12 protein-coding genes, 1 tRNA gene and 1 riboswitch are annotated in these 13,063 nt (G+C 58.3%); of the genes, 7 read left to right on the top strand and 6 right to left on the bottom strand.

Going from position 1 to position 13,063, the window contains the following annotated elements:
- Positions 1–3: 3 nt before the first annotated feature.
- From RBB49_RS21990 to RBB49_RS21970, 5 genes are all read right to left on the bottom strand, one after another.
- A complete protein-coding gene (locus RBB49_RS21990; protein ID WP_306145046.1) occupies positions 4–546 on the bottom strand; it encodes a cytochrome b in 543 nt (180 codons plus the stop codon).
- Between the two features lie 29 nt (positions 547–575).
- Positions 576–1,637: a DUF3500 domain-containing protein gene (locus RBB49_RS21985; protein ID WP_306145045.1), complete on the bottom strand. Its 1,062-nt coding sequence runs from the start codon at positions 1,635–1,637 to the stop codon at positions 576–578.
- A 275-nt stretch (positions 1,638–1,912) separates the two neighbouring features.
- On the bottom strand, positions 1,913–2,416 hold the full coding sequence (locus RBB49_RS21980) for a hypothetical protein (RefSeq protein WP_306145044.1): 504 nt from the start codon (positions 2,414–2,416) through the stop codon (positions 1,913–1,915).
- 370 nt (positions 2,417–2,786) lie between these two features.
- Positions 2,787–2,862 (bottom strand) — tRNA-Asn (locus RBB49_RS21975).
- 151 nt (positions 2,863–3,013) lie between these two features.
- The gene (locus RBB49_RS21970; RefSeq protein WP_306145043.1) at positions 3,014–3,139 is read right to left on the bottom strand and encodes a hypothetical protein; all 126 of its coding nucleotides are present in this window, start codon (positions 3,137–3,139) and stop codon (positions 3,014–3,016) included.
- Positions 3,140–3,175: 36 nt separating this feature from the next.
- A riboswitch (cobalamin riboswitch) is annotated at positions 3,176–3,387 on the top strand.
- Positions 3,388–3,419: 32 nt separating this feature from the next.
- Here RBB49_RS21970 and cobU point away from each other — a divergent pair.
- The 7 genes from cobU (at position 3,420) to RBB49_RS21935 (ending at position 11,935) form a co-directional block, all read left to right on the top strand.
- On the top strand, positions 3,420–3,971 hold the full coding sequence (gene cobU, locus RBB49_RS21965) for a bifunctional adenosylcobinamide kinase/adenosylcobinamide-phosphate guanylyltransferase (RefSeq protein ID WP_306145042.1): 552 nt from the start codon (positions 3,420–3,422) through the stop codon (positions 3,969–3,971).
- A complete protein-coding gene (cobW, locus tag RBB49_RS21960; RefSeq protein ID WP_306145041.1) occupies positions 3,968–5,062 on the top strand; it encodes a cobalamin biosynthesis protein CobW in 1,095 nt (364 codons plus the stop codon). The genes cobU and cobW overlap by 4 nt, the downstream gene beginning before the upstream one ends.
- Before the next feature lie 80 nt (positions 5,063–5,142).
- Positions 5,143–8,901, top strand: coding sequence for a cobaltochelatase subunit CobN (gene cobN / locus RBB49_RS21955; protein WP_306145040.1), 3,759 nt, complete (start codon positions 5,143–5,145; stop codon positions 8,899–8,901).
- Entirely contained in the window at positions 8,898–9,536 is a 639-nt protein-coding gene (gene cobO / locus RBB49_RS21950) for a cob(I)yrinic acid a,c-diamide adenosyltransferase (protein WP_306145039.1), read from the top strand. Before cobN ends, cobO begins: the two co-directional genes overlap by 4 nt.
- A 62-nt stretch (positions 9,537–9,598) precedes the next feature.
- Positions 9,599–9,907, top strand: coding sequence for a YrhK family protein (locus RBB49_RS21945; protein WP_306145038.1), 309 nt, complete (start codon positions 9,599–9,601; stop codon positions 9,905–9,907).
- Positions 9,904–11,388 (top strand): cobyric acid synthase, encoded by a 1,485-nt coding sequence (locus RBB49_RS21940; RefSeq protein ID WP_306145037.1) that lies wholly within the window; start codon positions 9,904–9,906, stop codon positions 11,386–11,388. The genes RBB49_RS21945 and RBB49_RS21940 overlap by 4 nt, the downstream gene beginning before the upstream one ends.
- Before the next feature lie 25 nt (positions 11,389–11,413).
- A complete protein-coding gene (locus RBB49_RS21935) occupies positions 11,414–11,935 on the top strand; it encodes a hypothetical protein (protein WP_306145036.1) in 522 nt (173 codons plus the stop codon).
- On the opposite strand, the gene cbiB is transcribed toward RBB49_RS21935, so the two are convergent.
- Positions 11,932–12,906, bottom strand: a complete 975-nt coding sequence (gene cbiB, locus RBB49_RS21930; protein WP_306145035.1) for an adenosylcobinamide-phosphate synthase CbiB — start codon at positions 12,904–12,906, stop codon at positions 11,932–11,934. The genes RBB49_RS21935 and cbiB overlap by 4 nt on opposite strands.
- Positions 12,907–13,063: the final 157 nt, after the last annotated feature.

Raw genomic sequence — 13,063 nt, 5'->3', positions numbered from 1 at the left:
GTTTCAGGAACGCCCGAGCATCCGGATCAGCGTGTTGTCGCCATCAACGAGATGATGCTTCAGGGCGCCTGCCACGTGCAAAACGATCGCGCCAATCAGAACATAACCGGTCAACTGGTGAACCTCCTCGGCCATTTCCGCCATGCTCTCGTCAATCGCTTGGGGCCTGCCGTTGTTGCCGGGATTGTCCGCAATCAGGTCCAGACCGAAGATGCTGAGCCCCTGACCGCTCATGACGGCGTCCAGCATGCCCGACAACGGCATGATGATGGTGCCCAGGAGGAGGATCCAGTGGACGACACGCGCGATACCGTGTTCCCAGGCCGGGCCTTCGCCAATGCTTTCAGGCCAGCCTTTTTGAAGCCGCACAAGCACCCGCACGACAATGACCGCGAACACGAGCAACCCGATTGACTTGTGAATGTCATAAAGCGAAAAGCTGCGTGTCTCGGACATGAAGATCCCCAGTGAAATCAATCCGATGATGCCAATCGCGATTATCCAGTGCAGCCCGATCTCAACCCTTGAAATGGATTTGTTTTCCATGGAAATCTGCCTTCCCTGATGAGGTCGTTCTAGCGTCCGTAGTCGGTTTTCGGATTGCGATACATGGTGTGGTAGTGCCCGGCGCCCGACGCGTTGCCGCCGACATTTTCGCCTGTCGACAAAAGTTCGATGATCAGGCTCGGTCCCTGGATTCGCATGTAGGCCGGCGTGTTGATTTCATCGGTTCCGGTCCAGGCGAAAGATATGCTGTCCAATTCGGCGGTGAGCTCGGTCATCCGGCGCTCAGCATCCGCCTTTGGCAGAATGGAGACCCATTGGCGTATGGCACTGGTCAGAAGATCTTTCTGGTCCGGTGACATCGCGGAGGCTTCCAGCCCGATGACAGGCGGCACCACGCCGTCTTTGCCCGGCCCCGTCAGAACGTTCTCCGGAACCGAACCTGAAGCCGCCTGGCTTTGCTGACCGGTGTTCAGTGCATTGAACACCGCATAGCCTGCCTGATGCATGTCATACCCCACTTCGAAATTGGTACCGTCAAGCGTGAAAATCGCAGGTTCCGTGCCGACAAACGAAGGAGACAGCGATTTGATTTCGTTCCCGAGAATGGAGACGTTGAGACCGAGGTGATGGCCGCCGAACTGCCAGGCCCAGGCTTCCTGCGACGACGGACTTCCGTAAATCGCGAACCAATAGTTCTCGGGAGACCATTGAAAACGGTCGGCGCGCGCGTCTTGGCTCAGAAAGGCTTCCGCTGCCATGATGTCCGCGACGCGCTCGTAACCGTCTTTGCTGAGGGACGAGGCAAGGAAGACAAAGAGAGAGGACCGCTGGTCTTCGCTCATATCTGCGACCGAAATACCCGCACGCTCCACCATGGCCGCTGGAAGGTTTGACCAGGTCGTCCGATTTTCCGCGTCGAACGCGAACACGAACTTCGCGGTCTCGGCTTTATCGAAATGCGTCAGCAGCGCTTTTACAGCCTGAAGGGCCGTTGCGGCCGACGCCTCGCCATATGGCAGCGCGTAGTCCGGAATGGGAACGACGCTCTGGCTTTGGCGGGTCTGCAGGTCATGCGCCGCAAGGGGAGGTGCAAACAATATCGTGACGGCCAGAAACGCCGGAATTCGCATGATCGGTCTCCGCAAAGGTTCATGGTGGTCCAAATGGAACGAATGGCCGGAAGAAGGTCGCAACGCATCGGTTCCCGGCCATGTCAGCCGTTTTTCTGAGCAACCTGAAACCGGGCGATGCAGACCTCTTGCCCCGGCAATTAAACCCCATGCATCGCGTGGGGGATTAGGCCGTTTGCGCATCTTATTACGGAGGTGTCCCCGGTCAGTCCGGCCCTCGGACCATGTCGCGGTTCGCGCGCTGCATGAATGTTTGCGGCAGACTGCCCGCGCAGCTATTTTTCTTCGGCTCGCTTCATTTTGGTGAGCCATTCGTCATATCTGGGCACGTCTATCCGAAGCTTGTCGGCGGCACCGCCAAGCGCATCGGCAAGTGCTTCTGCTTCCGCGCGTTTTCTTTCCATGATCGCCACCGGATCGAAGGCACCGAATTCGCCTTTCGGTTCAGAGAAACCTTCATCCACGTCTTCTCCGAAGGCAGGATAGTCGGACAGGGCGCGTGTCTGACCGCTGTAGCTCAGGGCATCATAAACCGCGTCTGCCAATTCCTGGAAACCAATCACGAATCCACCCGAAGCCTTGTCATCATCGCTCGGATTGATCTGAAGAAGGAGCTGGTGCTCCGCGTCACTCAGGTCCCCATTCAGAATTGTTCCGAAAGGTTGGCCGGTTGCCGAGTTTTCCCTGTAGAATTCGACAGCACTCTGAAAGTCGTTCACTCTCAGAGCCTCCGTGACCTTTTTCTTGGTCTCAGCGGTCTCGACCACGATCTTCGCCATCTGTTCCTTCGTTTAAATTTAAATCAAAAGTTGTGCATTTCGGGACGCTAGCCCATAGGCTTTAAGTTGTGAAGTCCTGTTGCAGTCAAATCCGATCATGAAAAAGAAAAAAATAAATATATATGAAGCATTTGCTAAATATAGGCCTGTAATGTTTCGTATTACATGTCAGTAAATATCACGAGTCAGAAAATGATGGCGCGTTTTTGCTCGCAGGCACGAGCGAAAGTGGCGGAGTTTGCAGGAATCAGTGAGCCGTGACGGGCGGGCCTGTGAACAGTGGCAAAGCGCGACGCGCCTGGGATCGCGTGAACACAGGTGCGCGTTCACATCGGATTGGCTGAATTGTCACGGAAATAACAGGTGGTGATGGCTCCCCAGGCCGGACTCGAACCAGCGACCCAGCGATTAACAGTCGCTTGCTCTACCAACTGAGCTACTGGGGATCACCACGTTGGGGCCGGTTAGTAACCGCCCCGTCGATGGAGATGCGTATATCAAAGGCTTGATCCGTTTGCCAAGCCCCAGCACGTGTTTTTTTCCCCTTGCCGTCATTTTTTTGTGCTCTGTGTTGAAAAATATAAGAAAAACAGTGTACTAGAAGAAAACACCGAGTGCGCAGCCGCGCGCAGACCATGCCCTGGAAAAGGAGGCTTGCGCCTCGATAACGCCGAGAATTGTTTCAGACGCGATCACCTTCTTCCAACCGCAAGACTCAGCCATAGCGATTTCTCGCGCTTGTCACCTGCAGAATATGCGGTTAGGAAGGAATCCGACGGTTCCGGAAAGGGCTTGGCCCAATCCGGATGAAACGGGAATCCGGTGACTGCGCGTGGCGCCACTCCGGAGCTGCCCCCGCAACTGTAGACGGCGAGCGATTGCACATTATCCACTGGTCCGGCGGGCCGGGAAGGGGTGCATGAGGCCACCAGCCGTAAGCCAGGAGACCGGCCGTCAGGTGAACAACCCTTGCAGCTGTCGGGTGGACGGCCGGGAGACGATGGTGAATGAACGAACAGGGCTCCGGTCCGCACTAGTCCTCGGAGGCGCACGGTCCGGCAAAAGCAGATTTGCCGAAGGACTTGCAGCCCGAACCGGTCTTCAGAAGATCTACGTCGCCACGGGCGCGGCATTCGATTCCGAGATGGCTGACCGCATCGCGGCACATCAGCGCCAGCGCGGCGACGGGTGGCAGACCATCGAAGAACAATTCGACCTCGCGGGTGTCCTGTCCCGTGAATGCCGCCCGGGGCGGGTTGTGCTGGTCGATTGTCTCACGCTTTGGCTGTCCAATCTGACTTTTGCTGAAAAAGACGTTGCCGCCGAGACCGCAAGGCTTTGCGAGGCTGTTCGCGCGTTGTCCTCCGCCTGCATCCTTGTTTCGAACGAGGTCGGTATGGGGATCGTGCCGGACAACCGACTTTCAAGGTCGTTTCGCGATGCGCAGGGGCGTCTCAACCAGGATATTGCTGAGGCCTGCGGCCAGGTCATTTTTGTCGCCGCAGGTCTGCCCCTGCTGATAAAACCCAACCCGCACACGGACATTTCGCTATGACTAGGTTGACCCCCCAAAATGGACAGAAAATCCCGGCAACGATCGTCACCGGTTTTCTGGGTGCCGGAAAAACGACGCTGATCCGTAACCTTCTGCAGAACGCCAATGGCCGGAAAATCGCGCTGATCGTCAATGAATTCGGCGACATGGGCTTCGACGGCTCGCTGGTGAATGGTTGTGCCGATCCGGATTGCGCCGCGGAAGAAGTCGTGGAACTCACCAACGGCTGCATCTGCTGCACCGTCGCAGACGATTTCCTTCCGACCATGGAGATGCTCCTGTCGCGCGAGACACCGCCCGAGCATATTGTAATCGAGACATCCGGTCTGGCGCTGCCCCAGCCGCTTGTGCGCGCCTTTTCCTGGCCGAGCGTCAAGACGAAAGTCACCGTCGATGGCGTTGTCACGGTTCTGGATGCGGCTGCGCTTGCCGAGGGCCGGATCGCACTCGATGAAGACGCACTTGAGGCCCAGCGCGCCGCCGACGAGGCACTCGATCACGAAAGTCCCGTGGAAGAGCTGTTTCACGATCAGTTGCGCTGCGCTGACCTCGTCGTTTTGAACAAGGCCGACCTGGTATCGGTCGAGACGCTGAAATCGGTGGAGGAGCGGATACAGGCAGACGTTCGTCCCGCTGTTCACATCGTTTCTTCGGAGAAGGGAACGTTGCCCATCGAAGTTCTGCTCGGCCGTCAGTCCGCAGCTGAAGACGACATGGCCGCGCGTCACGAACATCATCATCACGACCACGACCATGACCATGACCATGACCATGATCACCACCATCACGACCATCACCATCACGACGACTTCGAAAGCCATGTCATTGACGTGCCGACGTTCCACAGCTTGAAAGGCGTGGAAGAAAGAGTGCTGGAGGGAATGGCAATCGAGGGCGTGCTACGCATCAAGGGGTCGGTCGCAATTGAGGGGAAATCCGCGCCCGCCATGGTACAGGCCGTTGGACCTCGGGTGGAAACCTGGTTTGCCGCAGGAGCGGAGAGTTCCGGAAAGCTGGTGGTGATCGGTCTGAAAGGGTTTGACCTTACCGCCATTCGGACGCTGTTCGGAAACGTCAAAGCTGCCGCTTGAACAGTTGGCACGACTTGGGCCTTGAACGTTCGAAATAGCCTTGCCACCCTTCGCGCCAGACAAGAAAAAGACCTGCACGCATGCATATATTGGCCAGTCAGACACGACGGATCGACGACGGAGGAGATGCCGTCGATCTGGGGCAATCGCCCGCTGATATCCTGTTTCTTTCAGCGGCGGACACAGAACTGGGCAGTTTTGCCTCGTCGCATGCCGGTCTTGGTGCGGATCGTGCGAGCCTGCGCCTCGCCAATCTCATGGCGCTGTCGCATCCGTATTCGATAGATCTCTATGCGGAACAGACGGTCAGGGGGTCGAAACTCGTAGTCCTGCGTATCCTGGGCGGGGTTGAATACTGGCGCTACGGTCTTGAACGGATCGGCGAGGAAATCCGGGCGAACGGCAGCGAGCTGATCGTCATTCCGGGCGACGACAAGTGGGACGACAAACTGACGGCGCACTCGACCCGCCCCGCCGACGAGGTGCACCGGTTCTGGCGGTATTGTGTCGAAGGCGGTGCGGAAAACTACGCCAATGCGCTGCGCTACGCCGCCTTCCTCATCGGACTTGCCGACGACCCGGCTCACCCGGTTCCGCTTCCCCGGGCCGGTGTCTACCTCAAGGGACGGGCTGCACCGGATCTCCAGGACCTGAAGGCGTTGTGGCCCGACCTTTCCCGCCCGGTCGCCGCCATCACGTTTTACCGTGCGCTCATTCAGGGGGCTCAGACCGCACCCGTGGATGCGCTTGTCGAGGCGCTCGACCTGGCCGGCATAAATGCGTTGCCGGTTTTCGTTTCCAGTCTTAAGGAAGCTGAATCGGTTGCGATCCTGGGAAGCCTGTTTGATGGCGCGAAACCGGACGTCGTTCTGAACGGAACAGCTTTTGCCGTTTCAAAGGCAGGACGGGCGCACCAGCCGACACCGCTCGACAGGGTCGGAAAGCCGGTGCTGCAGGTGGTGTTTTCATCGTCCTCAAAAGAGGGTTGGGAGGAAAGCGATCAGGGCCTTTCGATCCGCGACCTTGCCATGCATGTCGTCCTGCCGGAAATAGACGGGCGCATTCTGACCCGCGCCGTCTCCTTCAAGGAGGAAGGTATTTTTGACGAGGCAACCCAGTCAACACCGGTACGTTTCGTGCCTGTGCCCGACAGGATCGAATTTGTCGCCGGACTGGCCGCAAACTGGGCAGCGCTCGGCAGGAAGCCCGAGGCTGAGAAGAAGACGGCTCTGATCCTGGCGAACTATCCAAACAAGGACGGCCGCCTTGCCAATGGCGTCGGTCTCGATACACCGGCGTCTTGCGCAGCGCTTCTTTGCGCCATGAAGGCCGCGGGTTTCGACACCGGAAACGCGCCTGAAACATCTTCCGATCTTATGGATTTCCTGACATCCGGCGTCACCAATTCGCTGGATGGACGTTCGGACCGGCAGGCATACGAAACGCTGTCGCTCTTCGACTATCAGCGGATTTATGGCGGATTGCCGGATCAACTGAGGACGGCCGTGTCCGAACGCTGGGGGACGCCGGAAAGCGATCCGCATGTGGTCGATGGCAAGTTCCGCCTGGCGCTGCACCGTTTCGGCAACCAGGTTGTCGGGATCCAGCCCGCACGCGGTTACAACATCGATCCGAAAGAGACCTATCACGACCCGGACCTGGTTCCGCCGCATCACTACTTTGCGTTTTACATCTGGCTTCGCTCGAGTTTTGGATCCGATGCGATTGTCCATCTCGGCAAGCACGGCAACCTTGAATGGTTGCCCGGCAAGGCGCTCGCGCTGTCGCAGACCTGCTTTCCCGAAGCGGTCCTTGGACCGGTTCCGAACATTTATCCGTTCATCGTCAACGACCCGGGTGAAGGGGCGCAAGCCAAGCGGCGGACCTCGGCTGTCATCGTCGATCACCTCACGCCTCCTTTGACGCGCGCGGAAAGTTACGGCGTTGCCGAAGAATTGGAAACGCTGCTGGACGAGTATTATCTCGCCAGTGGAGTCGATCCGCGCCGCCTGAAGCTTTTGACGCGCGAGATCCTCGACGCCGCTGTCCGCCACGGCCTCGACAGGGATATCGGTCTCGATGACAACATGGACGACGAAACAAGATTGGCCCGGCTCGATGCGCACTTGTGCGATCTGAAGGAGCTTCAGATACGCGATGGTCTTCATATTCTCGGCCGGAGCCCGGATGGAGAGCCGCTTGTCGACCTGCTTGCAGCACTTGCCCGGGTGCCGCGCGGTGCCGAAGCGCATCAGCAGAGCCTGCAGAGGGCACTTGCGCGCGACCTTGCCCTCGGTGACTTCGACCCTCTTGACTGTGACTTTGCGAAGGCCTGGTCCGGCGCGAAACCCGATGCGCTTTTGTCCGTCGCAGATGCGCCCTGGCGGTCGAACGGCGACACGGTGGAAAGACTTGAGCTCTTGTGCCTCGATCTCATCGCCGGCGTACGCGATGTGAACGGCGAATGGCATAACACCAGAGCGGTCCTTGATGAGATCGAAACCGCGCTCAGGCCCGCGGTCCTGGATTCGGGGCCTTCGGAAACCGGATCGGTTCTGAAAGCCCTCAACGGCAAATTCGTGGAACCTGGGCCGTCCGGCGCACCTTCGCGCGGCCGACCGGATGTGCTGCCGACCGGAAGGAACTTTTATTCGGTCGACGTCCGCGCTGTCCCGACCGAGACCGCATGGCGGCTTGGTCTGCAGTCGGCCGCCCTTCTTGCCGACCGCTATTTTCAGGAAGAAGGCGAATGGCCAAGATCGCTGGCACTGACCTGTTGGGGCACGGCCAACATGCGCACCGGTGGAGATGACATCGCGCAGGCCCTGGCGCTGATCGGTGCCAGGCCGGTCTGGGAACCGGCATCTGGCAGGGTGACCGGGTTTGAAATCCTCAAACTGTCGGAACTTGGCCGCCCGCGGATAGATGTGACCTTGCGGGTTTCAGGCTTTTTCCGGGATGCGTTTCCGCACCAGATGGATCTGTTCGACAGCGCGGTCCGGGCGGTCGGGGCGCTGTCGGAGCCGGCGGAAGCGAACCCGATTGCTGCGCATATGACATTCGACTCGCTCAAACACCAGGCAGACGGCATCGATATAGACGAGGCGACCCGTCGCGCCGGTTTCCGCGTTTTCGGCTCCAAACCCGGAGCCTATGGAGCCGGCCTTCAGGCGCTGATAGACGAAGGCCTGTGGCGGGAACGTGCGGACTTTGCCGATACGTTCCTCGGCTGGGGCGGATATGCCTATGGCAGCGGAGCGGGCGGAGAAGGGGCTAGGGAGGAATTGACGGCGCGCCTGACCTCGGTGGATGCGGTTTTGCACAACCAGGACAATCGCGAACACGACCTTCTGGACAGTGACGACTATTACCAGTTTGAAGGCGGCCTCGCGGCGACGGTCGAAACGCTGAAAGGTGTCGCGCCGAAAGTCTTTCACAACGACCATTCCCGCCCCGAGCGTCCGGTAATCCGGACACTCTCCGAGGAAATCGGGCGGGTCGTGCGCGGGCGTGCAGCCAATCCAAAGTGGATAGCCGGTGTGATGCGGCATGGCTACAAGGGCGCATTCGAGATGGTCGCAACGCTCGATTACCTGTTTGCCTTTTCTGCAACGACGACCGCCGTCGGCAACCATCACTTTGATCAGCTCTATGATGCCTATATCGACAATCTTGAAGTTCGCGATTTCCTGAAAGATGCCAATCCGGCCGGATATGGCGAAATGCTTGCCCGGTTTCAGGAGGCAATTGAACGTGGCCTCTGGACGCCGAGGCGCAATTCGACCCATGCTGCGCTGAATGACTTGAAGACGAGTTTTGAAGGGACACCCAAGCCGTGACTGCCGATACCGAAAAGCCCGAGTTGACCGAAGAAGAACTGAACGCCCGTCACGCCGAGAAAATGCGCAAGAAAAAAGCTGCGCGCGACAAGATCATGGCGACCAAGACAATCGAAAAGGGGCTGCTGATTGTTCACACCGGCAAGGGAAAAGGTAAATCGACCGCTGGTTTCGGCATGGTATTCCGCTCGCTCGGCCACGGACACAAGGTAGGCGTTGTCCAGTTCGTGAAAGGCCGGATCGAAACCGGCGAGCGGATGGCCCTGGAGCGGTTTTCCGACCTTGTGACGATCAAGCGCATGGGCGAGGGTTTTACCTGGGAAACGCAGGACCGCCAGCGCGATATCGATGCCGCGGAACAGGCCTGGGAAGCGGCCAAGGAGATGATCACCTCGGGCGATTACCGGCTGATCCTTTGCGATGAACTGAACATCGTTCTGCGCTATGACTATATCGACATCGCCAAGGTCGTCGACTTTCTGAAGAATGAAAAACCCGATGATGTTCATGTCGTCGTGACCGGCCGCAATGCAAAGGACGAACTTGTCGAGATCGCTGACCTCGTCACGGACATGACCCAGGTAAAGCACCCGTTCCGGTCCGGCGTAAAGCCGCAGGAAGGGATCGAGTTCTAGGCAAAGGAACCACGGTTTTCGCGCACAACGCTGACAAGGCATTCAGGAAGGATTGAACGCACATGAGCAAGCTCTTCGATGATGGTCTGCGCTCGGCGTCACCCCATCACGCCGAGTTGGTCCGCAAATACGAACTCTACCGGACGATCGTGGAATTTCTGGCTGCGCTGACCTTTATTGTCGGGAGTGTCTTCTTTTTCTATCCAAAGCTTGTGTTTAGCGGAACATGGCTGTTTCTGATCGGATCTTTCCTGTTTGCGGTGCGGCCATCGATAAGACTGCTGCTTGAACTGCGCCTTGCCAACCTCCCGGTCCCTGCTGAATTCAGACCTTATGGTGCCGCCCCTGTCGAAGGCGAACCGAAATCATGAAGCGCTCCGGTGCGCAGGGAAACACGCCGGCACTTATGGTCCAGGGAACCGGTTCGAACGTCGGCAAAAGTCTTATCGTTGCCGGCCTCTGCCGGCTTTTTGCCAATCGCGGTCTCGCCGTTCGTCCCTTCAAACCGCAGAACATGTCGAATAATGCTGCCGTCACCGGCGATGGCGGTGAAATCGGCCGGGCACAGGCGCTGCAGGCGCTCGGCTGCCGGACACCATCGTCGGTCCACATGAACCCGGTTCTTCTGAAGCCTGAAACCGATACGGGCGCGCAAGTCATTGTTCAGGGCAAGCGCTTCGGCACCATGCGTGCGCGAGAATATGGAAAGCAGAAAAATACGCTTCTGCCGAAGGTTCTGGATAGTTTTTCAACCATCGCATCAGAAGCAGATCTGGTTCTCGTCGAAGGGGCAGGCAGTCCGGCCGAGATCAATCTCAGATCCGGAGACATTGCCAATATGGGGTTTGCGGAAGCGGCCAATCTGCCGGTGATCCTGTGCGCTGACATCGATCGGGGCGGCGTGATCGCGTCCGTGGTCGGAACCCATGCGGTGCTGGAGGCGGATGAACGGGACCGCATCAAGGGGTTTTTCATCAACCGCTTCCGGGGTGATCCGAGTCTTTTCGACGAAGGCATGCGCGAGATTGCAGTCCGGACAGGGTGGCGGGGCCTGGGCGTCGTGCCGTGGTTTGCCGATGCGGGAAAACTGCCCGCCGAAGACGCGCTTGGATTGGAAGACGGGTTCGGTGAGGGCAGCCTCAAGATCATTGTGCCCGTGATCTCCCGGATTGCCAATTTCGATGATCTGGATCCCCTTCGGCTCGAACCCGGCGTGACGCTCGAACTTGTGCGCGCAGGAGATCCGCTTCCAGGTGATGCCGATGTGGTCCTTTTACCAGGGTCGAAATCGACGGTCGGAGACCTGGCGTTTTTCCGCAATCAGGGCTGGGACATCGATCTTGCCGCACATTACCGGCGCGGGGGTCAGGTACTCGGAGTGTGTGGCGGCTATCAGATGCTCGGGAAGACGATCTCCGATCCGGACGGCATCGAAGGCACACCGGGCACCGTTGACGGCCTCGGACTTTTGGATGTTGACACCGTGTTGACTGCAGAGAAGTCAACTGTCTATGCGGAGGGCGCGCATGAAGGCAGCGGTGCGGAATTTTCCGGATACGAGATCCATATCGGGCGGACAACCGGCGCGGACTGCGACCGCCCGATGATGCGGCTGAAGGACGGCAGGGCCGAGGGGGCGGTATCGGCGGATGGACAGGTCTCAGGCACCTACGTCCACGGTCTCTTTACCAGCGACAGCTTCCGCTCTGCCTATCTGGCCTCGCTCGGAGCGTCATCAGATCTGGCCTATGAAAGAAGCATCGACCGCATACTGGATGACCTGGCGGCGCATCTGGAAAGCGTGCTAGATATCGAAGCCATGCTCGAGATCGCGGCGCGAGGTCGTTCGTAACAAACCCTAAGAGCCGGAGTCAGTTTTGGTCTATCAGTTGTCCTGCGTAATTGTGCGCCTATTTGGGCTCTTTTACCTGATTACCTCAGTGAGGTTGTTGGACTTGTTTTTCTTCTTTATGGCATCCGGTCAGGGTTTTGCACTGGATCGGAATTTTTTGTCGATAATCGCTAACCTGTTTATTTGCCTTTTGCTGATCATCAAGCCAAGCGTGGCTCTCATCGGACTGGTTCGGAAAGACACAGTCGAAAGTGCCGACGTCAAAAGCCTTGTGAGCGCATTTCAGTCGGCAGGCATCGCGTTGATCGGCATTTATTTTTTGCTTTCTGGTTTGCAGGGGCTGACAAACTTGATGATGTTAAGGACCGCTAATTCGGCGGGGCCAGCCGCTGCCCTTGTCGAACCGACGTTCTTCAGGGATGTGACAGCAAGCGCCTGCGGTTTTTTGCTCATACTTGCCGCAGGCAGGATTTCAAATTTGATTACGTGGCTGCGCGAACTGCACCCGCGGCCCCACGAGACTGCCGACGACAAAGACCGTACCTAGCGGATCAGAACCGCGATCAACAAAACCAGCAGCGCCTGCACACCGCATGCCGCGATCATGACGATGACCGCGCGGTCGATATCGTTCGCGGTCGCCTCTATGCGTCCGGCTTCGTTCATGTAGGGATCGTCCACGGTGTAACCGGGATAGGTCCGGGGACCGGCGAGAGCGATATCGAGCGCGCCCGCCATTGCCGCTTCGGGCCATCCGGCGTTGGGCGATCTGTGCAGTTTTGCATCGCGGACCATGCACGTGATGGCACGGCGAATGGAGCCATGCGCGAGCGGTGCACAGAGCGCGATGAAAACCCCCGAAAGCCGGGAGGCGGGCAGATTGATCAGGTCGTCGAACCGCGCCGAAGCCCAGCCGAAATCCTGATAGGTTTCGTTCTTGTGTCCGATCATGCTGTCGGCGGTGTTCACGGCCTTGTATGCAAGCAGGCCCGGGAGACCCAGAAGCGCAAACCAGAAGACGGGCGCGACCACGCCATCGGAGAAGTTCTCCGCACAGGACTCGATCGCTGCGCGCGAAACGCCGGGTTCATCGAGTTGTGCCGGATCGCGGCCGACGATCATGGCAACGGCCTTGCGTCCGCCTTCCAGGCCGCCGCTCTCAAGCCCGTCACGGACGGCAGCAACGTGACGGTAGAGGCTGTTCTGCGCAATGAAAACGGCGGCGACAACCACAATGAGCGCTTCGCCAAAAGGAATGCGCGCAAGGACAAGGTGAAGGACGCCCCCCAGGATCAGCCCGCCGAAAACGAGGACAAGAAGCAAGGCTAATCCGGCATTTTTTCTGCTCTCGGAACGTGATGAAGTCCTGTTCAGTTTCCGGTCAAAGAGAGAAATGAGGTTGCCGATCCAGACAACAGGATGGGGCAGACGGCGCCAGAGCCAGTCCGGATCGCCGACAACTGCGTCGAGCAGCAGCACGGCGAGAAGCAACCACAATGCGTTCTCGTAGATCAGCATGCGAGTTTGCTAGGGTACGGACTCATAAATGAAGTCAATTTGGTTTGGATCGTTTTGACCAGCTGCGAGGAGCGAAAGCGCAGGAAATGTGGTTCATTTTCAAGCCTTTCGCGACGCAGCAGATGGCCAAAACGGCCAAATCCGAAGGACGGCAGAA

The sequence above is a fragment of the Roseibium sp. MMSF_3412 genome, from assembly GCF_030733265.1.
GTDB lineage: Bacteria > Pseudomonadota > Alphaproteobacteria > Rhizobiales > Stappiaceae > Roseibium.
This window is presented reverse-complemented; position numbering and strand designations above follow the sequence as displayed.

What these genes read in the sequence shown, in the direction of transcription:
- RBB49_RS21990 (WP_306145046.1), bottom strand. Translation starts at nt 546, where the DNA reads ATGGAAAACAAATCCATTTCAAGGGTTGAGATCGGGCTGCACTGGATA.
- RBB49_RS21985 (WP_306145045.1), bottom strand. Translation starts at nt 1,637, where the DNA reads ATGCGAATTCCGGCGTTTCTGGCCGTCACGATATTGTTTGCACCTCCC.
- RBB49_RS21980 (WP_306145044.1), bottom strand. Translation starts at nt 2,416, where the DNA reads ATGGCGAAGATCGTGGTCGAGACCGCTGAGACCAAGAAAAAGGTCACG.
- RBB49_RS21970 (WP_306145043.1), bottom strand. Translation starts at nt 3,139, where the DNA reads ATGGCTGAGTCTTGCGGTTGGAAGAAGGTGATCGCGTCTGAAACAATT.
- cobW (WP_306145041.1), top strand. Translation starts at nt 3,968, where the DNA reads ATGACTAGGTTGACCCCCCAAAATGGACAGAAAATCCCGGCAACGATC.
- cobN (WP_306145040.1), top strand. Translation starts at nt 5,143, where the DNA reads ATGCATATATTGGCCAGTCAGACACGACGGATCGACGACGGAGGAGAT.
- RBB49_RS21945 (WP_306145038.1), top strand. Translation starts at nt 9,599, where the DNA reads ATGAGCAAGCTCTTCGATGATGGTCTGCGCTCGGCGTCACCCCATCAC.
- RBB49_RS21940 (WP_306145037.1), top strand. Translation starts at nt 9,904, where the DNA reads ATGAAGCGCTCCGGTGCGCAGGGAAACACGCCGGCACTTATGGTCCAG.
- cbiB (WP_306145035.1), bottom strand. Translation starts at nt 12,906, where the DNA reads ATGCTGATCTACGAGAACGCATTGTGGTTGCTTCTCGCCGTGCTGCTG.